The sequence below is a fragment of the Roseburia sp. OM04-10BH genome, assembly GCF_003462605.1.
GTDB classification, from domain to species: Bacteria; Bacillota; Clostridia; order Lachnospirales; family Lachnospiraceae; genus Roseburia_C; species Roseburia_C amylophila.
In genome coordinates this window covers 1-23,338 of the sequence record NZ_QTZI01000012.1, presented here as the reverse complement: position 1 = coordinate 23,338, position 23,338 = coordinate 1, and the positions used below count along the sequence as shown (strand labels likewise).

The following is a 23,338-nucleotide window of genomic DNA, read 5'->3' as shown; positions in this document are numbered from 1 at the left end:
ATCTCCTTGCAATTTTTTTTATAATAATGGTATTATACACCATGTAGGAATAAAATTGAACAAAAAATTCAAAAACTAATAGAAAACTAATAGAAAACAGAAAAATAGAAGAAGGAAAGAAAAATGAAGCAGGGAATAATTTTTGATATGGATGGAACTCTGTGGGATTCTACAGTCGGTGTGGCAGAATCCTGGAATGAAATATTAAAACAGGAAAAAGTGAACCGTACACCTCTGACTGTAGAGGATTTTCGTGGAATCATGGGAAAAACAATGGATGTTATTGCAGCAAAATTTTTCCCGGATATGCCGGAAAAAGAGCGGATGGAACTTTTAGATAAATGTGGCGAATATGAAAATGAATATCTGTCCGGGCATGGTGCGGTGTTATATCCGGGTGTGGAAGAAACCTTTGCAAAGCTGAAGGAAAAATATGAACTTTATATCGTAAGCAATTGTCAGAGCGGATATATCGAGGCTTTTCTTTCTTATTATAACTTAGGAAAATATATTTCGGATATAGAATGCTATGGAAATAATGAAAAACAGAAAGAAGATAATATAGCCCTGGTAGTATCCCGGAATGCACTTACCGATGCAGTGTATGTGGGAGATATCCAGAGCGATTACGAATCCAGCAAAAAGGCAGGAGTCGCTTTTATCCATGCAGCATATGGATTTGGCACAATTGATGATGAAGTACCGGAAATTGAAAATTTGTCACAGCTTCCGGAAGTGGTAGAAAAAGTATTTGCCGGAAAATAATTAAAATAGAAAACAGGAAACGAATGTAGAAATAAGAGAAAAAGAGTCTTGGTTGTTTGAAAAGAACGAAGCAAGGCTCTTTTTTTGCTTTACAGGAAATTGCTTTCCTGTAAAGTAAAAAACGCTCCGCGAGGATGCGCACTGCGGCGTATAAGGTAGATGTCGCAAGCGACCGCCGCAGGCGCGGGAATGTGCCAAGGCACATTCTTTTTTCTTGCCCGCATTCGTAAAAGGCTGCCAGTGACAGGTTTTATAGGTTGACAAATAATATTATATGATATATAGTATTGAATATAAAATAGTAATGCATTAAAAATAATATTATATTTATGAAAATCTGGAGGGAGTGATTGCATGGTATTTAATACAGGCGCGGCACTTCTGGATGCAATTGTTTTAGCTGTAGTATCAAAGGATGAGGAAGGTACTTATGGTTATAAGATTACGCAGGATGTGCGGAAAGCCATTGAAGTGTCAGAATCAACGCTGTATCCGGTGTTGCGAAGATTGCAGAAGGACGGTTGTCTGGAAGTATACGACAGAGAATGTGGGGGCAGAAATCGAAGGTATTATAAGATAACTGGGAATGGAAATGAAAGATTAACATATTATCGGAAGGAATGGGAAAATTATTCTTCGAAAATAACAGAATTATTTTCCAGAGAGGAGAAGATATGAACAGACAGGAGTTTATGAGAAGGCTGGAGCAGTTATTAGAAGGAATTCCGGAAGAGGAAAAACGGGAAGCAATTGCATACTATACCAGCTACTTTGAGGATGCAGGAGAAGAAAATGAAGAGAAGATAATCCGGGAATTAGAATCTCCGGAAAAAGTGGCAGCAACCATCCGGGCAGATTTCCCAGGATGCAATAATAGTGAGACAGCATCTTCCGGTAATCAGCAGAATTATAACGGTGCAAGCCAGAGTATGGGACAGCAGAATTATAACGGTGCAAGCCAGAATATGGGGCAGCAGAATTATAACGGAACGATCCAGAAGGAAGACAATACTACAAGAAATATTTTGCTGATTATTCTGCTGGTGATTACTTCACCAATCTGGGGAAGTATTTTAGTGGCAATTGGTGGAACTTTATTGGGAATTACCGGAGGACTATTTGGAATTGCAGTCGGCTGTGTAATCGGCGGAATAGCGGTAGCAGGTGTAGCAATTACAATTCTGGTAACAGGCACAATTTCCCTAGGTCTTATTTCTATGGCAGCCGGACTTCTGATGCTTGCAATCGGATTATGCGCAGCCGGACTTCTGGTTTTGGTATGTGGAAAGTTTCTCCCATGGTTGGCAAAAGGAATTGCAAACTTATGGCAGTCATTATTTAAGAAGAAAGGGGGCGCTTGCGCATGAAAAAAGCATTAAAAATTATTTTTGGTATTGCATTAGGCTGCTTTCTTTTAGGCTGCGTGGTATTAGGAATTGGAATTGCAACCGGTGGAACCATGCGGGAATTTGTAGAAGCAGTGCAAAATAATAAATTTGCATTTCATTGGGATATAACTGACTGGGAAGGACAGGATAAAGGAACAGCCAGTACAGAAGAGACTGCATTTGCACCGGAAGATGTGAAATCACTTGATATCGATATGGATGCAGGAATGTTGAAAGTAGTCAAAGGAAAAGGCAAAGAGATTAAGGTAATAACAACTTCTAAAAATGCAGAGATAGAGACTGTATTGGAGGACGGAACATTAACAATCAGCGAAAATTCCCATGCAGCATATTGGGGAGATGGAGTGCATCGTTTACAGGTGGTTATTGAAGTGCCGGAACAGCTTGAGTTAGAGGAACTTTCAGTTGAAGTCGGAGCAGGAAATATTGATATAAAAGAAGGACTGTTGACGACAGCATATGCAAGCTTGGATGTGGATGCCGGAAATCTTGATTTTGCCGGTGAAGTAAAAGGTGATTTAGACGCCAATTGTAATGTGGGAAATATGGAATTGAAATTAACCGGAGAGCAGCAGGATTACAATTATAGTTTAAGCTGTGATGTTGGTTCTATAAAAGTAGGAGATATTTCCGTTTCCGGACTTGGCAGAGAAAAAGAAATCGACAATGACGCAGATTATGATATGGATGTAAGTTGTGATGTGGGAAATATTGATGTGATTTTTGAAAAACGATGAGAAACACCCTTTGCGGGCTGCCAGCATAAAAATGATAGCAGATAATGTGAAAAGACATTGCCTGCTATCATTTTTTATAAAATTATTTACTTGGAAACCCACTCATTTACATCATTGATTTTACTTAAAACCGGGAGCAGAATCAGGCAGAGAATAATGCCGACAACACCCTGGACGATATTGAATGGAATACCTGCAGCAGAAGAAGCAATTCCGGTAGCAAGAGCAGCGGAGGAGAAAGAACCGCTGGCAAATGCAGCAAGACCTGCTTCAAACAGGAAGTAGCCAAGTACCATAAGAGCCTCACCTACGATACCGCCGATAACAACGCGGACACTGCGGTTAGCTTTGGAAGAAATGTTAAGACGCAGTTTGTGGAACAGAAGTCCGGCGATGCATGCGGTCAGAGCCTTGATGATTAAAGTGGCAGGAGCCCAGGTCATATAGCCGGAGAAAATATCAGCAAACATGGAGCCGATACCAGCGGCAAGTGCACCAATTCCAGGTCCTAAGATAATACCACATAGGAGTACCAGTCCGTCTCCTAAATGAATATATCCAAAAGTTGGTGTAGGAATCTTAATAATCATAGTTGCAATGCAGGTAAATGCAGCAAGCAAGGCCGCAGTAACCATTTTCTTTGTATTTTTCATAATAAAGTAAATCCTTTCTTTGGTATGTGATCTGCAAATCGTTTTCCCTATCATATGCAAAATGTGGTTTGATTAAAATAGCCAGATATAACAAATATGACCATGCCAGTTTAAAGGCAAAAGGAGTATACAAATTTTAACGATTGCCGAAATGCTCATTCATTGGTAAAATAGTCACGGAAACATGACTACAAAAAAGGAGATAAAATAATGAAGAAAGAAGTTCGGATTGCATTATATATAGTTTCTATAGTGTGTGTGATTCTGCTGGGTGCAGCAATGATATATGCAGCCCATCACGGTGGAAGCATCCGCCAGAAGGACAGCCGGCAGACTGCCGCAACAGCAGGGACAGAAGCGGCAGAAGACAGCAAGGATAAAAATGGAGAATCCGATTTAAAGACCAGTGATAAAACTGACGGTAAAAATGATGCGGAAGCCGGAAAGGATGCAGCTTCTGAAGATGCAGATAAGAATACGGAAAAAAATGAAGAAACAACAGATGTAACAGAAGATACAACACTGATGTTTACCGGAGACGTACTTTTTGCCAATTCTTTTAAAACAAACTATGATGCCGGAGGCATAGATGCTGTCATAGATAATGGCATGAAAGAGCTGCTTGTAAATGCAGATATTACCATGGTAAATGAAGAATTTCCGTTTAGTAACCGGGGCACCCAGATGGAGGACAAGCAGTATACCTTCCGCACAGACCCATCCTATGCAGCAGCATTAAAGGAAATGGGCGTGGACGTGGTCACTCTGGCAAATAATCATATCCTCGATTATGGAAGGGAAGCATTGAGTGATACGTTTACAACATTAGATGGACAGGGCATTTTATATGCCGGAGCAGGGGACAGCGTAGAGCGGGCGCAGGAAGTGCAGGTAATAGAAGTAAATGGGAAAAAGTATGGATTTCTTGCAGCATCCCGTGTACTTCCGGTTGCCGGCTGGAATGTAGAAAGCGCAGTACCGGGAGTCCTTTCTACTTATGATGAAACGCGGTTTGTCAATGCCATTGCCGAAGCGCGCAGTCAGTGTGATGTGCTGGTGGTTTATGTCCACTGGGGCTTGGAACATCAGGAAAAACCTGAGGCATATCAGAGAACACTGGCACAGAAATATATTGAAGCCGGTGCAGATGTAGTGTTTGGTGCACATTCCCATTGTCTGCAGGGCATTGAATATATCGACGGAAAGCCGGTGTTTTACAGCCTTGGCAATTTTGTTTTTGGCAGCAGCATTGAGCGCACCATGGCAGTGGAAATGGTAGTGGATAAGGATGGTGCAATTTCTTATAAGCTGGTGGGAGCAAAGGCAGAAAATGGAAAGACCAGACAGATGAATGAATTAGAACAGCAGCAGTTGAATGACTATATCAACAGCATTTCCTTTGGCGTAACGGTGCAGGATGACGGAACCGTAACACCACAATAAGAGACAGCAGAGTATGAAACAGTATTGGTACAATAAGCTGAAAAGAAGTGCATAAAAATACAGGATTGCGATAGAGTAGTAATAAAAGAAATTGCCGGGAGATGGAATGAACAGTTCGAAACGGGAAAACTTACTGAATCTGGCACTGGATGCAACGGAAGAGGAAAGACTGCAGTCCTTAAACTTAAATGTAGGATATCAGGAAGAAACGGACACATGGGAAGTCATTGTAAAATATACCGGAAGTCTCAGAAAATTAGAGGAGATATTTCCGGATATTGAAGTTACAGAACTGAGCAATGAATATGCAGTTATCCGGCTGCCGGAGGCTTTGATGGATGCGGTAACAGACCGGACAGAAATTGAATATATGGAAAAACCAAAGAGGCTCTTTTTCTCTGTACAGCAGGGAATCAGAGCCTCCTGCATTACGTCCCTTTATACAAGAAAAATGGGGTTAGGGGGAACGGGATTGAGTGGGAAAGGTGTGATAACGGCATTTTTAGATAGTGGCATCGATTACAGACACCCGGATTTTAGAAAGGAAGATGGAAGCAGCCGGATTCTGGCAATCTGGGATCAGACCATTGCAGGAAATCCACCGGCGGGATTCAGGCTTGGAACGGAATACGACCGGGACATAATCAATGAAGCATTGCAGCAGGAGGATATACAGGAGGGGTACCGTATCTGCCCCAGCCGGGATTTATCCGGGCACGGAACCCATGTGGCAGGAATCGCAGCGGGAAATGGAAGATCATCCAATGAAAGAAACCGGGGCGTGGCATATGAAAGTGATTTGCTGGTGGTAAAGCTTGGCACACCGGGAAAAAATTCTTTTCCAAGGACAACAGAGCTGATGCTTGGAATGGATTATATTCTCCGGAAAGCACTGGAACTTAAGCAGCCGGTGGCAGTAAATATAAGCTTTGGCAATACCTATGGTTCCCATGATGGAACCTCTCTTCTTGAAACCTATTTATCTGATATGGCAAATTACTGGAAATCGGTTCTGGTGATTGGCACCGGAAATGAAGGCAGTGCCAGAGGGCATACCTCCGGGCAGCTTGTAATGGGAAGAGAACAGGAAGTGGAATTTGCAGTAGGAGAATATGAGCCTGCGTTAAGCTTACAAATCTGGAAATCCTATGCGGATATTTTTTCCATCCGGATGACACATCCCAGTGGGAAAACGGTGGGGATTATCCGGCAGCTGCAGGGCCCCCAGAGATTTACTATCGAAGGAACGCAGATTTTATTATATTTTGGAGAACCAAGCCCTTTCAGTCCTTTTCAGGAAATCTATTTTGATTTTCTTCCGGTGGAAAATTATATCGACAGCGGAATCTATAAAATAACGCTGATACCGGAAAAGATTGTAACCGGGGTCTATAATATGTGGCTGCCTTCCCTTGCGGTCATCGGAGAAGCAACCGGATTTTTATATCCCACAGAAGAGACAACGCTTACAATTCCATCCACTGCCTATAAGGTAATTTCGGTGGGGGCCTATGATGCAAGATATAATCAGGTGGCAGCCTTTTCCGGGAGAGGGTTCACCAGAGAGACCAATCAGGTGAAACCGGACATCTGTGCGCCAGGGGTGGACATTGAATCCTGTGCACCAGGCGGCGGTTATACCGTACGAAGTGGAACTTCAATGGCAACGCCATTTGTAACCGGGACGGCAGCACTTTTTATGCAATGGGGAATTGTAGAGAAACATGATGCTTTTTTATATGGGGAAAAAATAAAAGCATATCTCATCCGGGGAGCAAGACCACTGCCGGGATATTCCTTTTTCCCAAATCCAAGGCTGGGCTGGGGTGTATTGTGTGCAGCGGACAGTCTGCCATCGGATGCTGGATGAATACGGTTGTACTTTTATGACACTTTTCTGAATAAATATTGTAAAAAACGATAATTTGATGTACAATTAAAAAATGCAGGAAGGAATGTATAGACAGAAAAATATATATTTTTTGGAGGGGCTATGCAGGAGAAGAATACGCTGGATGAATTGTTTAAAGGGAAAAAAGGATTTGCGGAATGTTACCAGACTCTGCAGTTATTAAGTGAAAGTACCGATGATTATTTATTTCTGGCAGATTTAAAAGAGGGTAAATTTTATTTCGCCAGCAATGATATATCAAAGAGATATGCATTGCGCATGGATGAAAACAACAGCTGCGGCATAGATGACTGGAAAGATATTGTATATGAAAGAGACTTAAACCAGTGGGTTAATGATATGGAATCTATCTGCTCTGGAAGAAGCCTGATACATGATTTGGAATACCGGCTGGTAGACAGAAACAGCAATCTGGTCTGGATCAGCTGTCGTGGGAAAGCTGAACTGGATGAGACCGGGATTCCTTATGTAATGGTGGGAAGAACATCAGATACTGTCCTTTTGGGAAAGACAGATTCACTTACCGGACTTTTTAATAGTACTAAATTAATGGAACATCTGGATGAAATGCTGAACAGCAGAAAAGAAGGTGTTTTACTTGTTCTTGGTGTGGATAATTTTAAAAATATCAATACGAAATATGGAAGAGGCCATGGTAATTTTATTTTAAAGAGGATTGCGGCTCTTCTGGAAAATAGTATTGATGAAAACATAAAAATTTATCGTCTGGATGGTGACCGGTTTGCAGTTAATTTTGTGGGATATGATATGGAGGCTGTGCGTGAGGTATACCAGAATATACAGATGAAGATGATGGAGAACTGTACCTTTTCAGCAGGTGCAGTCTGCTATCCGATGTCCGGAATCAAGGATGCCAATACACTGTTTAACTATGCGGAAAGTTCTCTGGACCGTGCCAAGAAGAGCGGTAAGAACCGGTTGATTCTTTTCTCAGCAGAAGATTATGAGAAACAGTTGTCGGTTATTGACTTAACAGAAGAAATCAGAAAGAGTATCCGCAACCAGTGTGATGGATTTTATCTTCTCTTCCAGCCACAGATTGGGATGAGTAATTATGAAGTAGTGGGAGCAGAGGCACTGCTCCGTTTCCGCTCAAAATATCATGGGGTAGTGTCACCAAATCTTTTTATTGGAATATTAGAGCAGAGCGGAATGATTGTGCAGGTGGGAAAATGGGTATTAAAGGAAGCCATTGCCCAGTGTGCAAAGTGGCGGCGTTATAATCCGGAATTCCGTATGAGTATTAATCTTTCTTATATACAGTTACAGCAGCCGGATTTAAGCCAGTACATTTATGATTTATTAGAACAGGAAGGAATTCCCGGAGAAGCTATTATTCTGGAACTGACAGAAAGCATGCAGTTACAGGATTATACCAAATACAATCAGTTATTTTATCAGTGGGGCAAGCGTGGTATACAGATTTCCATGGATGATTTTGGAACCGGATATTCCAGCTTAAGTTATCTTAAGAGTCTGGCAATTGATGAGATTAAAATTGACCGCTGCTTTGTCAGCCGGATTAATATGAGTGCATACAATTACCGGCTTCTTCGTAATATTTTGGAACTGGCAAGAAGTGCACAGATCCGGGTAGTATGTGAAGGGGTAGAAACACCGGAGGAATTACAGACACTTGCAGAGCTTGCACCTGAAGTTTTACAGGGGTTCTATTTCAGTAAACCGATTGAAGAAGAGCTGTTTGAAAAACAGTATATTTTTGGACATGTAGAGGAAGAACGGTGGCAGGAAGATTGTGGGAATAGCACAGTGATTCTGCCGGAAGCAGGAGATGGTACCGATTATAAAGCAATATTAGACCAGTTAGAAGAGATGGTCTATGTCATAGATGCGGAAAGCTATGAGTTATATTATATGAACTCTGCCGGACAACGAATCAGCGGCGTCAGTGATTATGCCGGCAAGAAATGTTATCAGGTATTAGAGGGCAGGGAAGAACCGTGCCCAGATTGTAATATGGCAAAATTAAAGCATAAGAAGTTTTTGACCAGATATGCAAATAATGAATTCTTAGGAACCCAGATGTTGATGAAGGATAAATTAGTAAACTGGGGCAATAAGGCAGCACGCCTTCAGATAGGTATTGACATGAATACCATCAATATTTCCATGAGCAGGCTGGAAGAACAGTTAGAAGTGGAAAAGGGCATTGTGAAAGCCTTGGAAGAGGCGAAAGAAAAAGAAAATGAAGCTGATATCATCAGTGAACTTCTTCATCATACCGGGGAATTTTATCAGGCAGACCGCTGCTATATCTTTTTATATTCCAAAGAGGCAGATAGCTGGAGCAATGTCTGTGAGTGGTGTGAAAATGAGATTCAGAGCCAGCAGCTTTACCTCGCATCAGTACCGGGTGACCGGGTAAAACTGGTGATTGGCAGTCTGAAGGAAGACAGATCGGTTATTATCAAAGATGTGGATATGTATCGGGAGTCAGCACCGGATTTGTGGAAAATATTAGTGCATCAGGAAATACGCAGGCTGATGCTTCTTCCATTGTTAAATGAAGGTCATTTATTTGGATTTATTGGTGTGGATAATCCGAAATACCGCCCAAATGATAAGACTTTTCTTGCCAGAATACGTCCTTTTATTTCAAATATACTGATTCGTGACGGAATGATGGATGTAAAGAGTGAAATGATAGCCCGTATGACGGGTATGCTGAAGGAAGAAAATATATTACAGTCTGTAAAACTGGGACTGTGGACGCTGGAACTGGATACGGTCAATGGAAAGAACCGTCTGTATGTGGATAAGAGCATGCGCAGCATTCTGGGCATAGACGACATTATGAACAGCGAGGAATATTTCAGGTTCTGGTATGATAACATCAGTGATGGTTATTACGATTATGTACAGAATGCATTACATGATATTATTACAACCGGAAAGATTATTGAGATGGAATATACCTGGAATCATCCGGAACGTGGAAAAGTGACAGTACGCTGTGTTGGAGTGCTTGGTCATCAGGAAAATGGTGTCTATACATTAAAAGGATATCATCGTATCAATAATGATATGATTCGGAAAAAATTTTTAAAGAGTCAGGAATATGAACGTATGGAGTATAATGAGAAGAAACATACCATTTATTTCCATACAAATCGTTCTATGTTAAAGGGAAATCAGCTAAAAGAGGTTGGATTTCCGGAAAGCTGGGAGGATGGAATGGTACATCCCCATTTCCGGGATGTATTTCATGCAGCGTTTACCGGTGTAGAATATAGAAAAGAGGATCAGGTATTAGAAATTCTTTTAAAAAACAAGCAGGATGAGTTTGAATGGTTCCGTCTGGATATCTGTAAAATCGGAGACCAGAAACAGGATGAAAATTTGAGGATAGTTACTATTTATCAGATTGAAGATCATCAGAATATCCAGTTAAAATATTTACAGAGAGAGGACTTTTATCAGGCAATGCTGTCGGAGACCGTGGCATATGCTGAGGTAGACCTGAGTAATGGTAAGATTCAAAGCAGTGGTGGACTCTGGAAAGATTACGTAGCAGAGGGCGAGCGGGAAGCATTAAATTATATGAAGGTTTTCAACCGTCATATTGATGAACTGGTATTAGAGGAAGACCAGTTTGGATGCTATGATGTATTAGAGCAGGAAAAGATGGTTTATAATTATAACAGTGGAACGGCTACTGTGAATTATCAGCTTCGCAGAAGGATGGCAAGAGGAAGTTACCACTGGATGGAGCTTACCGTACATGTATTTCAGGAGCAGGTAACAGAAAATATGTATGCACTGCTGTATCTTAAGGATATAGATGGACAGAAACGCCGTCAGCAGGAACAGGAGCGTGCAGCCAATACCGATCCGTTGACGAACGTACTGAACCGGCGGATATTTGAACAATATACCAGCCATTATGTATTAGAAGAAGCAAAGAAAGGGGAAGTGTGTGCACTTCTTATATTGGATATTGATAATTTTAAACAGATTAACGATACCAAGGGACATCCATATGGAGATAAAGTATTGCGTACTTTTGTGGATACCATTCATGAAAGCTTCCGCTGTACCGATTATATAGGAAGACTTGGTGGGGATGAATTTGTAGTATTGTTTAAAGGATTTGGCTCAAAGAAAACCTTGGATAAGAGACTGGTTCGGATGCAGGAACAGCTGCGGGAGAAGCTTCCGACTCCGGTATCCTGTAGTGTTGGAATCACCCTGATTAGAAAAGACAGCTATAACTATGAAGACAGTATCAGGCAGGCAGATAAAGCTTTGTATACAGCGAAGCATAAAGGAAAGGATACCTGTTGTTACTGGGAAGAGTCAGAAAAATAGGCATTGACGGAGACAAAAGGTATATGTTATGATGATGGCGTATCAGGGAGTAGTTCGCACCGGATAGCCGGTGTTGTATTTTTCGTCATCACGTTATCTGAAGAGGGATAACCGGAATATACACTGCAGAGGAACGAGACTTTTACCGTATTATTTTGATGCGGTAAAAGTGCTCGTTCCTTTTTTGCTTTACAGGAAATTGCTTTCCTGTAAAGTAAAAAACGCTCCGCGAGGATGCACACTGCGGCGTATAAGGTAGATGCCGCAAGCGACCGCCGCAGGCGCGGGAATGTGTCAAGGCACATTCTTTGTTATGCATAGTTGATACCCGGTAACATAAAAAGCAGGAGGTTAAGCGTATATGAAAGCATATTGGAATTGTACGAAAGAGCAGTTGGAAGAAATGTTTGGCTTTCGGGAAAAAGGATTAACAGAAGAAGAAGTAGAAAGAATACGAAAAGAGACAGGCGAAAACCGGCTGAGCGAGGGCAGACATAAGAGTCTGTTACAGGTGTTTTTAAGTCAGTTTTGTGACTTGATGGTCATAATCCTGATTATTGCAGCAATTATTTCCATGTTTTCCGGAAATGTTGAGAACACTATCGTAATTTTTCTGGTATTACTTATGAATGCTGTTCTTGGTACGATACAGTATAGGAAGGCAGAAAAATCACTGGATAGTTTGAAGGATTTGGCGGCACCAGCGGCCCGGGTTATCCGGGATGGAAAACGTCAGGAGATTGCATCCAAAGAGATTGTGCCCGGGGATTATGTAATCTTAGAAGCAGGGGACATGATTGTGGCAGACGGAAGAATTCTTCGCAATTATTCCCTGCAGGTCAATGAAGGCTCACTGACAGGAGAGTCTGTCAATGTAGAAAAAAATGAAGAAGTATTGCCGGAAGAAGTACCGTTGGCAGACCGGAAAAATATGGTATTTTCTGGAAGCTTTGTAACATATGGAAGAGCGGAGGTACTTGTAACAGCAACAGGAATGGAAACGGAATTAGGAAAGATTGCCGGGTTGATGAATCAGACGAAGGAGCGGAAGACTCCGCTTCAGATAAGTCTTGATTCTTTCAGCAAAAAGCTGGCAATACTGATTATGGCAATCTGTGCACTGGTCTTTTGTCTTGGCATTTACCGGAAGATGCCGGTCATTGATGCCATGATGTTTGCTGTTGCACTGGCAGTAGCGGCAATACCGGAAGCATTAGGCTCCATCGTTACAATTGTGCAGGCAATGGGAAGCAGGAGAATGGCAAAGGAGCACGCCATTGTCAAAGAATTAAAAGCTGTGGAAAGCTTAGGCTGTGTATCGGTAATCTGCTCCGATAAGACGGGAACACTGACACAGAATAAGATGCATGTGGAAGAGGTTTATCTGAATGGTATGACTTGTAAACCGGATGAGATGACCTTGGAGTCCAGCCTGCAAAGGCTTTTTTTATACAATGCTATTTTAAATAATGATGCCAGCATAACGGATGGAAAAGTACTGGGAGATCCGACAGAATCTGCCCTGTTGGAAATGTTCCACGAAGTCCGCCTGAATCAGGACAGAACGGAAAATGTAGGGCAGCTTACCATACAGGAAGAAACGATTCGAAATATGATTCCGAGATTAGAAGAAATTCCATTTGATTCTGAACGGAAATGCATGAGCAGTAAATACCGGCTGCATGGCGAAGAAGAAATTATTTTTACAAAAGGAGCAGTAGATGTCCTTTTAAACCGTTGCATAAATGTGGCATATGAAGAAGAGATAAGACCGATGGATAATGTAGAAATCGCAAAAATCCAGAAGCAGAATCAGCATTTTTCTGAAAAGGGACTCAGGGTACTGGCATTTGCATGTAAGAAGTCCGGGGGAGAACTGACGGTGGAAAATGAAAATGGACTTACCTTTTTAGGATTAGCTGCCATGGCAGACCCGCCAAGGGAAGAATCCATACAGGCAGTAGCAGATGCGAAGCGGGCGGGAATCCGCACCGTAATGATTACCGGAGATCACAAAATCACAGCCGTTGCGATTGCAAAGCGTATTGGAATCTATGAAGAGGGGGATCTGGCATTAACCGGAACAGAGCTGGATGCCTGCCCGGAAAAAGAACTGGAAGAAAAGATTGATAAAATATCTGTTTATGCGAGAGTGTCACCGGAGCATAAGATACGGATTGTAAAAGCCTGGCAGAAGAGGGGCAATATCGTTTCCATGACCGGAGACGGTGTAAATGATGCACCGGCATTAAAGCAGGCAGACATCGGAGTAGCCATGGGAATAACCGGAACGGAAGTGGCAAAGGATGCGGCAGCCATGATATTAACAGATGATAACTTTGCTACGATTATTAAAGCAGTAACGAACGGAAGAAACATTTACCGTAATATAAAAAATGCTATTTTATTTTTACTTTCCGGCAACATGGCAGGAATTTTATCTGTATTGTATACATCCCTTTTGGGGCTTCCGGTTCCATTTGCTCCGGTGCATTTACTGTTTATTAACCTGCTGACAGATTCCCTTCCGGCAATTGCCATTGGCGTGGAACCGCAGGATGAAAGTTTATTGGAAGAAAAACCAAGGCAGGCATCGGAAGGAATTTTATCTGGAGAGACATTCCGGCGAATTATGTTGCAGGGCTTATGTATTGCGGCATCCACCATGGCAGCATTTTATATCGGAAATGGAAAGGGTGCGGCAATGGCATCCACTATGGCATTTGCAACACTGACATTGGCGCGTCTTTTCCATGGATTTAACTGTCGTGGAAACAAGACCATTTTTGCATTGGGCTTTACCGGAAATCCATACAGTATCCTTGCATTTGTGTCTGGAAGTGTGCTGCTGGGACTGGTGCTTTTTGTACCGCTGCTCCGGGGATTATTTTCAGTAGAATCATTGTCTGGTCCTGCTGTGATTGAGATTATTCTGCTGGCAGCACTTCCGACCGTTGTCATCCAGATGGTCAGAGGAGTGAGAGAGTTAAAAAAATAAGCCAAATTTGCGCCGGTTGCCAGCCGAAATCAAACACAATATCGAAATTCTTATGTGCCCTTGCAGATTCCAGTTCGCATCCGCTTCCGACGGACAGATGGGGTGAGCAGTCAAAGCAGCGGAAAGACAATTTATTATCAGAAAAAACACTTTCAAGAACGATAACGCATTTCATCAAAAATTTCTTCCCGGACACCGGCTGCAAATTTGTGCTTGTATTTTTTTCTCTGTCCTTAGCCCATCTGGCTGCATCAACTCTTGACGGAAGCTGTCCTGCGACATATACTAAGCTTAATCACAGGGTAAGGAATGAGACAGATGTATCGGAAAAAGATAATCAGGCATTTGGCACTGTTGTGGAGCATCCTGTTTCTGGTAGCCATTGCAGGCGCATCCACCAGAACAGAACAGGTTTCCCCGGCAGAGAAAGAAGCCTTTGCAGTAAATTACATAGAATTAAAGAATGTCCGTCTTTTAGATACTCCGGATAAGATGTTATCCAGAGAGGAGCAGATGCAGAATACAGGCATTGCGGCATTGACACTAGGCTGCAGCGGTAGACTGGCGAACCATAGGAGAAATATTGGAATGATGTTCTGGCTGCTGTTGGTGGTACTGCCACAGCTTTTTATGGGACGCATTCAGAGGAACCGGAAGAAGCATGGCGATAATGTACTAAGGAGCCTGATGTTAGCAAGGTTTGAGCGGAAGGCGGACGGAAAGAAGGAAGCATTGGCACCCGCATATTAAATACATAAAATAATAATATGCGAGGTGTAAGAAATGAATATTTTTATCTGGATTATGATAATCTTAGGTGGTGGAGTAGGAATTCTTTCCTGTGCTTATCTGGTACTGGCAATGCCGGTACTTCTGGTATGGAAGATTGGCCGGAAGGTAAAATATCACATTGGATTATTTGATTAGAAGATAAAGAAAAGAGGATTCTGGAATCTGGCGGCAGGTCAGAAAACAGAGTCCTTTTTTTACTTTACAGGAAATTGCTTTCCTGCAAAGTAAAAAACGCTCCGCGAGGATGTGCACTGCGGCGTATAAGGTAGATGTCGCAAGCGACCGCCGCAGGCGCGAGAATGTGCCAAGGCACATTCTTTGTTATGCATTTTCTAAAATTTTTATGAAAATCATGATATTTTTCGAAAGTGAGATGTAAAAATGTTCGGAATAAGGTAATATAAAAAACAGAGTGAGAAAGAAAAAGTAAAATAGAAAAATAAAAAATGGAAAACGAGAGAATATCATATGCTTCAGATTCAACACATTTATAAGGAATATAAGACCGGAAGTCTGGTGCAGAAGGCACTGGATGATGTCAGCTTAAATTTAAGGGATAATGAGTTCGTGGCAATCCTCGGGCCGAGTGGTTCGGGAAAGACCACATTGCTTAATATAATCGGAGGACTCGACCGTTATGATAGCGGAGATTTGATTATCAATGGAATATCCACGAAGAAATACAAGGATAGGGATTGGGATTCTTACCGGAACCATACCATTGGTTTTGTGTTTCAAAGTTATAATCTGATTCCCCATCAGACGGTACTTGCAAATGTGGAACTGGCATTGACCATTTCCGGTATCGGTAAGGCAGAGCGGAAGAAACGAGCCGTTGCGGCATTAGAGCAGGTGGGACTGGGAAACCAGTTACACAAGAAGCCAAGCCAGATGTCCGGTGGACAGATGCAGCGTGTAGCCATTGCAAGAGCTTTGGTCAATGACCCGGATATTCTGCTGGCGGATGAACCGACGGGAGCATTAGACAGTGACACCAGTGTGCAGGTCATGGATTTGCTGAAGAAAGTGGCAAAAGACCGGCTGGTAGTTATGGTAACCCATAACCCGGAATTAGCAGAGCAGTATGCTACCAGAATTGTTAGATTAAGTGATGGAAAAATTCGTGCTGACTCCAATCCTTATGAAGTGGATGAGGCAATGCTGAAGGAACCAGAGCATAAAAACATGGGAAAATCCTCCATGTCATTTCTTACGGCATTGTCCTTAAGCTTTAATAATTTAAAAACGAAAAAGGCGAGAACCCTGCTGACTTCCTTTGCAGGCTCTATTGGAATTATCGGTATTGCACTGATATTATCTCTTTCTACCGGTGTAAATAAATATATCAAAAATGTAGAGAAAGAGACCTTATCCGAGTATCCGCTGCAGATTCAGAGTACGGGATTCAGCCTTGCATCCATGAGCCTTGGAATGGCAGATTCTGAAAAGAATACGGAAAGTGATGACGAAAATGCCGAAACAGATAAAGAAAATTCCGGGGATAAAGTAAAAGTCATTAAGATGGTAACCAATATGTTTTCCACGATGGCATCTAATGACCTGGAGGCTTTGAAAAAGTATCTTGATGAAGGAGACAGTGGAATTGAGCAGTATACTACAGCGGTGGAGTATACTTATAATATCAGTCCGCAGATTTTTAAGGAAAATGAAGACGGGATACGTCAGGTAAATCCGGACAAATCTTTTGATGCAGTAGGTCTTGGAACTTCATCTGGTTCCAATAGTCTGATGTCATCCATGATGAGCACGGATGTTTTTTATGAGATGCCGGAAAACAGTAAGTTATATGAAAAGCAGTATGATATTAAGGAAGGACGCTGGCCGGAAAATTATAATGAGTGTGTGGTGGTGCTTACTTCCAATGGCGGAATTAGTGACTTTTTACTGTATACATTAGGTCTTCGTGACCCGCTGGAATTAGATGAAATGATACAGCAGTTTGCCAGTGAGGAAAATATCGAGACGCCATCTGATTTTGGAACTTATACTTATAAAGATCTGGTAGGAATCCGGTTTAAGCTGGTGAACAGTGCGGATTATTATACTTATGATGAAGAGTATCAGGTCTGGAAGGATAAGTCGGATAATGAAGACTTTATGAAACAACTGGTGGCAGACGGAGAAGAGCTTACGATTGTAGGTGTGGTGCAGCCGGCAGAAGGAAGTAATGCCGCATCCTTAAATGCAGGAATTGCATATCCAAAATCTCTGACAAAGCATGTGGCAGAGGAATCGGCAAAGAGTGAGATAGTAAAACAGCAGCTTGCAAATCCATCCGTAAATGTCTTTACCAATGAAGCGTTTGGTGAGGTAGATAAGGAAAACGGATTTGATATGCAGTCATTGTTTACCGTAGACAGTGAAGCATTGGAAAAAGCATTTTCCTTTGATGAAAGTGCCTTAAGCGGGTTGGAAAATTCTATGGGGGATATGGGAAGTGCCGATTTGTCCGGGGCATTTTCCATGGATGCTTCTTCCATGGGTCAGTCAATTTCTGCGGAAGAAATGCAGACAATTGCAGGCAGTCTCTTAGAGGGATACCAGCAGTATGCAAAGGATAATCCGCAGGCAGATTATTCGAATCTGTCCCAGTATTTTATGAACTATTTAAATACGGAAGAAGCCCGGAAAATTTTATCCGATAATATCAAAGAGATTATTACGGCAAATGGCATGGTAACTATTACACCGGAGCAGATACAGAGCCTCATCCAGCAGATTATGGGTGGATATCAGCAATATGTCATAGACCATGGTTATACCGACCCGGAGAAATTTGATGAGTACTTAGCAGAATATTTGCAGACAGAGGAAGCCCAGGGGATCATAACAGCGTGGGCATCTGAGATATTTACAGGTAGTGGAAATATTGAGATTACGCAGGAGCAGATGCAGAAATTGTCTTCTGAATTATTTGCAGGTTATCAGACTTATGCACAGAATAATGGATTACCTGACCCGGCAAAATTGGGAGATTCTTTTGCGGCATATCTGAATACAGCAGATGGTCAGCAGAGAATTGCAGCCGGACTTTCGAATGTTATGAATGTGGACGCAGTACAGCAGCAGATGATGACGGCAATACAGCAGTATATGCAGCAGGCAGTGACACAGATGGGAAACAAGCTGCAAAGTGCCATGGCATCCGGCATGCAGGTGGATGAAGAAGCATTTTTAAATGCATTTCAGATTAATATGAATGAGGATGAGCTGACAGAGCTTTTGATGTCTATGGGTTCTGCAACCGGAACAACCTATGAGAATAACTTAAAGAAATTAGGCTATGTGGATTTTGCAGTGCCAAGCGGAATTAATATTTATCCGAAGGATTTTGAAAGCAAGGAGCATGTGGTAGAAATTTTAGATGCATACAATAACCGCATGGAAAAGGAAGGCAGGGACGAGCAGGTGATAACCTATACCGATATGGTAGGAACGCTGATGTCTTCCGTAACCGATATTGTGGATATTATCACATATGTACTGATTGCATTTGTGGCAATTTCGCTGGTGGTATCTTCAATTATGATTGGTGTCATTACTTATATCAGTGTGCTAGAGCGAAGAAAAGAAATCGGAATCCTAAGAGCTATCGGAGCATCGAAGCGGAACGTTTCCCAGGTATTTAATGCAGAGACCTTTATTATCGGACTGTGTGCCGGACTGATTGGAATCGGATTTACACTGCTTCTGATTATTCCGGTCAATGCGATTATCCATAATCTTGCAAATACAACCGATGTAAGTGCGGTGCTTCCGGTAGTTCCGGCACTGGTGCTGATTTTACTCAGTATCCTTTTGACACTTCTGGGTGGTCTGATCCCATCAAAGAAAGCATCGAAGAGTGACCCGGTAACAGCACTCCGGACGGAATAATGAGGTTGACATTTTTTGAAAAACATTTATAATAAGTAGCAAAGCTACCTAAAAGGAGTGAAATTATGGCAGTGAAGATGCCGCTTGGACTTCGGATTGCAATTATAGACCGGGCATTCCGTCGCAAAATGGATGAATGGGCAGAAGAAATCGGAATTACTGCCGTCCAGCTTCGGGTATTAGGAGAAGTCAGTCTGATGGAAGATAATGGAGTGGAAGAAGTAAATCAGAAGGACTTAGAACATATCGAGCAGGTGACACATCCGACAATGACGGGAATTATAAAAAGGCTTGAGGCAAAAGGATTTTTAATCTGTGCACCAAGTGAGAATGACCGGCGTTATAAGAAAATATCCTGTACGGAGAAATCCCGTGGAATTCATAAGGAGATTGCGAAGAAGGAAGCACTGGTTGTAAAAGAAATGTGTAAGGATTTTACACCGGAGCAGATGGAAACATTTCTGCAAATGACAGAGATGATGTTACAGAATATTTCCTAAGCATAAAATAAAAGTGAAATCGGAAGAGGAGGAAGTTACCGTGTAAATTTTCTTTTCTGATTTCACTTTCGTTTTGAACTAATAGGTAGCTTTGCGACTTAATAAAAAATGGAGGTAATGATTATGCCAATGCATAAGAGAGAAAGTTTGATTTATACGGTGTTAATGTGTTTTTCCATGGTGTTATGGATGAGTATGTATAATGTAGCACTGCATATGGGAACACTGAATATGGAAGTAATAAGAGAAGGCTGGCTGGGATTCCCACTGGCATATGTATGCGCAATGTGTCTGGATTGGTTTCTGGTATCTAAAATTGCAAAGGGATTTGCATTTCGTTTTCTGGTAAAACCGGAAAGCAGCACAACGAAAAAAGTGATTGCAGTTTCCTGCTGTATGGTAGTTCCGATGGTAATTTTCATGTCCTTATACGGTGGACTGGAAGCCTGCGTAAAAAGCGGAGCATGGAATATGCTTCTGATTATCTGGCTTACCAATATTCCAAAGAATTTTATTATGGCACTGCCGTTTCAGCTTCTGATTGCAGGTCCGTTGGTAAGAAAGATTTTTCGGACAGCATTTCCGGTTGGAACCGTATTATTAGAAGCAGAAAGTGGAAATCCTGTATAAGAATTCCTCTTGTAAAATCCAAACATATGTGCTAATATAAAACAAGAACAAATGTTCTTGAAAGGCATTGATATGAATGGAAATAAAATCTATTTATGTATTGATTTAAAATCTTTTTATGCATCGGTGGAGTGCGTGGAATGGGGATGGGATCCGCTGACTGCCAGGCTGGTGGTCGCAGACCCGGAACGCTCAGAGAAAACCATCTGTCTTGCCGTATCACCGGCGTTAAAGCAGATGGGAGTTCCCAACCGGTGTCGTGTCTTTCAGATTCCCAAAGAAATTCCATATAAGATGGCACCACCCCGTATGCAGCTATATATTGATTATGCAGCGGAAATCTATGGCGTATATTTAAAATATATTGCAAAAGAAGATATTCAGGTCTATTCCATTGATGAAGCATTTTTGGATGTGACGGATTATCTGCATCTCTACCAGATGACAGCAGTGGAACTGGGCAGGACAATCATGCAGGATATTTTAGATACCACGAAGATTCCGGCTGCCTGTGGTGTAGGAACCAATCTCTATTTAGCGAAGGTTGCTTTAGATATTATGGCAAAGCATGAGACAGACCGGATTGCCTATCTGGATGAAGCACGCTACCGGGAGAAACTCTGGAAACATAAACCGCTGACTGATTTCTGGCGGGTGGGGCGTGGAACGGTAGAGCGTCTATCGAATATGGGCATCTGCACAATGGAAGAGATTGCCCATGCCAGAGAGTCTTTATTATATAAGTCTTTTGGCATAGATGCAGAGCTGTTAATTGATCACGCATGGGGAAGAGAACCGGTAACGATAGCGGACATCAAGGCATATCGGCCGAAGAATACATCCTTTTCCAGCGGTCAGGTGCTGCCGCGGGATTATGAGTATGAGGAAGGTGTACTGGTGGTAAAAGAGATGGCAGATTTATTGTGCCTTGACCTGGTAGACCAGGGTCTTGTAACATCCCATATCAGTCTGGTAATCGGTTACAGCAATCAGAAATGCTTTGAACCGGCGAAGGGAAGCACAACGCTGCGCAGTGCAACCAGCTCCAACCGCCGGCTGCTGTCTTATGTAGAGCAGCTTTATCGGAGAATTGTAAGACCGGGAGCATATATCCGGCGGATTACATTGACTTATACCGGCGTAATGGCAGAAGATTATCAGCAATTTGATTTGTTTTCAAATCCGGAAGAGACAGAGAAGGATGTGAAGGCACAGCGTGCAGCAATCTCCATCAAGCAGCGCTACGGTAAGAATGCTATTTTAAAGGGAATGAATTTGGAAGAGAGTGCAACGACAATAGAACGAAACGGTCAGATTGGAGGGCATAAGAGTGGCGTATAGAAGAGACACCATGGGAGCCGGACAGCAGGAAAACGCATCCGGCTGGAATGAGAGAGAGAATCTGAGAAGAGAGAAAATGGACATCGAAGACCGTGCCAAGCAGTTTATGCCCTTCGATGCCCTGAAGGGCTTTAAGGAAGCACTGCGGAAGAAGGAAAAAGAGAAAGGGTATTGATTTTTTTGACAAAATGATATAAATATATATCTGTAGCATTGTATAGATACAGGGAGTAGATTCCACAAAACAGCTAGGAAGCTGAATCGGAATGCTGAGGGAGGAAAAGAAAGAATGATTCGAATCATGCTTGTAGAAGGTGATAAACTTTTGTGCAAGGAATATGCATTAGAAATAGCCCGGGATGAAGAATTTGCATTGGTAGCGGTAACGGGGCGGCAGAGTGATGCAATCAATATTCTGACAGAACAGGAAGTAGATGCAGTAATTGTAAATTTGGAGTTAGAAGAAGGTGACGGAATCCATCTCATTATAGAGATGAAACGGAAGTTAAAGAAACATCCGGAAATTATCGTAACAACAAATTATGGTTCGGAGCATTTTCTGCATAGCATCAATAAGTTAGATATAGATTTGGTTTATAAGAAAAATAACGAATTATTTTCACCAAAGAAAATTATTGAAATAATTAAGCTGACCGCACCAACGACTGCAGATGTAGAAAGCGAATATCATAATGGAAGAAAGGTAATCTATACGGAACAGGAAGAAACCGAAATTCAGTATGTACTGGCATGGGGTGAACTGATAAAAAGCGGTTTTGAGCCGGACCGAAAAGGAACCAAATATCTTGCAAGAGCAATTGGGATTCTGTTGGCTGTTCCCAATGGTACGTCAATCCAGATAACGAATGATGTTTATCCGCAGGTTGCACAAGTATATCAGACATCAGTAAGTGGTGTGGAAAAATCAATTCGAAATGTAATAGAACGGGTATGGTCAAAGCCAGATAAGGAGACATCATACCTCAAGAATCCAGAATGGAGAGGCTCAATACAGAACAAACCATCGAATACAGAGTATATTCAGTGTGTGGTCAGACGATTGCGGAATGTTTTACATTAAATAAATACTTACAAAATAGAAGAAATTTGAATTTCTAAGGAGATTCAGATTTCTTTTTTTTACGCGAGAAACTCACGAAGTGTGCTTTTCGTAGTTGCCCTGCATTGTAAGAAATTGTGGTTATAGTTATTGGTAAAAATGCACAACCAATTCGTACTTCGTGCATGAGTGTAACCGGTTTTTATATATAATTCGACTTAAAAAATTTTTGGCTCGACCTTGAATCTGCTGGAAAGCGGTAAAGGAAATTTTGAGAAAAACAGCATAAAACAAGGAATTTGGAAGAAAAAATAATAAAAATAAGAGTGGCATAAAAGTCGAATATAGGGTGCTGAAAAGTCGAATTTCAGACAAAAATAAGTCGAATATTTTTCCTTGAAAGTCGAATGGAAAAGGGGAAAAATAGATAACAGACAGGATAAAAACAGAATAATAAAAGTGGAGAAAGTTATGGGATTTCAGGTAAAGTATGAAGAAATTACCAGCATTCGGGAACTGATTCTGGCACAGCTTGACCGGTGGATAGAACAGATAGATGTGGTAAGAAGCAGTATTGTAGAGATTGCTGCCATGTCGGAGATGCATGGAGAGGCAGCAGAGCATGTAAGAAGCTATATGTGGGATTATCATATGAATCTTGCAAATATGATAAAAGATACGATAGAAACCTACCGGAGCAGCTTTATACTCTATACAGACTGGTATTATAACATTGATTCTGACCAGATGGCAGAGATGTCCCAGGATTCCATGGAGGGATTGGAGGAAAATATCCAGGGAGCCAGGTCAGACTTTGATGCGGTAGCAGAGGAAGTGGCGGATATTGAGAG

At 41.9% G+C, this 23,338-nt stretch carries 18 protein-coding genes; 17 read left to right on the top strand and 1 reads right to left on the bottom strand.

Annotated elements, in window-relative coordinates:
• The first annotated feature begins 123 nt into the window (after positions 1-123).
• From DXB43_RS11975 to DXB43_RS11960, 4 genes are all read left to right on the top strand, one after another.
• Positions 124-765 (top strand): HAD family hydrolase, encoded by a 642-nt coding sequence (locus DXB43_RS11975; protein WP_117698828.1) that lies wholly within the window; start codon positions 124-126, stop codon positions 763-765.
• Positions 766-1,119: 354 nt separating this feature from the next.
• On the top strand, positions 1,120-1,443 hold the full coding sequence (locus DXB43_RS11970; RefSeq protein ID WP_117841831.1) for a PadR family transcriptional regulator: 324 nt from the start codon (positions 1,120-1,122) through the stop codon (positions 1,441-1,443).
• A complete protein-coding gene (locus DXB43_RS11965; RefSeq protein WP_158564722.1) occupies positions 1,440-2,132 on the top strand; it encodes a DUF1700 domain-containing protein in 693 nt (230 codons plus the stop codon). Before DXB43_RS11970 ends, DXB43_RS11965 begins: the two co-directional genes overlap by 4 nt.
• On the top strand, positions 2,129-2,911 hold the full coding sequence (locus tag DXB43_RS11960; protein ID WP_117947668.1) for a DUF4097 family beta strand repeat-containing protein: 783 nt from the start codon (positions 2,129-2,131) through the stop codon (positions 2,909-2,911). Before DXB43_RS11965 ends, DXB43_RS11960 begins: the two co-directional genes overlap by 4 nt.
• Before the next feature lie 86 nt (positions 2,912-2,997).
• On the opposite strand, the gene DXB43_RS11955 is transcribed toward DXB43_RS11960, so the two are convergent.
• A complete protein-coding gene (locus DXB43_RS11955) occupies positions 2,998-3,564 on the bottom strand; it encodes an ECF transporter S component (RefSeq protein ID WP_022244388.1) in 567 nt (188 codons plus the stop codon).
• Positions 3,565-3,774: 210 nt separating this feature from the next.
• Between DXB43_RS11955 and DXB43_RS11950 the strand changes: the two genes are divergently transcribed.
• The 13 genes from DXB43_RS11950 to DXB43_RS11900 all read left to right on the top strand — a co-directional run.
• Complete coding sequence (locus tag DXB43_RS11950) at positions 3,775-5,007, top strand: CapA family protein (RefSeq protein WP_117841834.1); 1,233 nt, start codon at positions 3,775-3,777, stop codon at positions 5,005-5,007.
• 106 nt (positions 5,008-5,113) lie between these two features.
• Positions 5,114-6,877 carry a S8 family peptidase gene (locus tag DXB43_RS11945; RefSeq protein WP_117947667.1) on the top strand — a complete coding sequence of 588 codons (1,764 nt, stop codon included), beginning with the start codon at positions 5,114-5,116 and terminating at the stop codon, positions 6,875-6,877.
• 123 nt (positions 6,878-7,000) lie between these two features.
• Complete coding sequence (locus DXB43_RS11940; protein ID WP_117947666.1) at positions 7,001-11,269, top strand: EAL domain-containing protein; 4,269 nt, start codon at positions 7,001-7,003, stop codon at positions 11,267-11,269.
• A 361-nt stretch (positions 11,270-11,630) separates the two neighbouring features.
• A complete protein-coding gene (locus tag DXB43_RS11935; protein WP_117947665.1) occupies positions 11,631-14,267 on the top strand; it encodes a cation-translocating P-type ATPase in 2,637 nt (878 codons plus the stop codon).
• Positions 14,268-14,585: 318 nt separating this feature from the next.
• Entirely contained in the window at positions 14,586-15,017 is a 432-nt protein-coding gene (locus DXB43_RS11930) for a hypothetical protein (RefSeq protein ID WP_117947664.1), read from the top strand.
• A 33-nt stretch (positions 15,018-15,050) separates the two neighbouring features.
• Positions 15,051-15,194, top strand: a complete 144-nt coding sequence (locus DXB43_RS15320) for a hypothetical protein (RefSeq protein WP_199535094.1) — start codon at positions 15,051-15,053, stop codon at positions 15,192-15,194.
• A 333-nt stretch (positions 15,195-15,527) separates the two neighbouring features.
• Positions 15,528-18,956, top strand: a complete 3,429-nt coding sequence (locus tag DXB43_RS11925) for an ABC transporter ATP-binding protein/permease (protein WP_117947663.1) — start codon at positions 15,528-15,530, stop codon at positions 18,954-18,956.
• Positions 18,957-19,021: 65 nt separating this feature from the next.
• A complete protein-coding gene (locus DXB43_RS11920; RefSeq protein WP_117698820.1) occupies positions 19,022-19,456 on the top strand; it encodes a MarR family winged helix-turn-helix transcriptional regulator in 435 nt (144 codons plus the stop codon).
• Between the two features lie 123 nt (positions 19,457-19,579).
• Positions 19,580-20,086, top strand: a complete 507-nt coding sequence (locus DXB43_RS11915) for a DUF2798 domain-containing protein (RefSeq protein ID WP_117698819.1) — start codon at positions 19,580-19,582, stop codon at positions 20,084-20,086.
• A gap of 72 nt (positions 20,087-20,158) precedes the next feature.
• Positions 20,159-21,427, top strand: coding sequence for a Y-family DNA polymerase (locus tag DXB43_RS11910; protein ID WP_117698836.1), 1,269 nt, complete (start codon positions 20,159-20,161; stop codon positions 21,425-21,427).
• On the top strand, positions 21,417-21,602 hold the full coding sequence (locus DXB43_RS15035; RefSeq protein WP_147326048.1) for a hypothetical protein: 186 nt from the start codon (positions 21,417-21,419) through the stop codon (positions 21,600-21,602). The genes DXB43_RS11910 and DXB43_RS15035 overlap by 11 nt, the downstream gene beginning before the upstream one ends.
• A 114-nt stretch (positions 21,603-21,716) precedes the next feature.
• Complete coding sequence (locus DXB43_RS11905; RefSeq protein WP_117698818.1) at positions 21,717-22,508, top strand: sporulation initiation factor Spo0A C-terminal domain-containing protein; 792 nt, start codon at positions 21,717-21,719, stop codon at positions 22,506-22,508.
• Between the two features lie 450 nt (positions 22,509-22,958).
• Positions 22,959-23,338 (top strand): T7SS effector LXG polymorphic toxin (locus DXB43_RS11900; protein ID WP_147343692.1); only part of this gene is annotated, 380 nt, incomplete at its 3' end.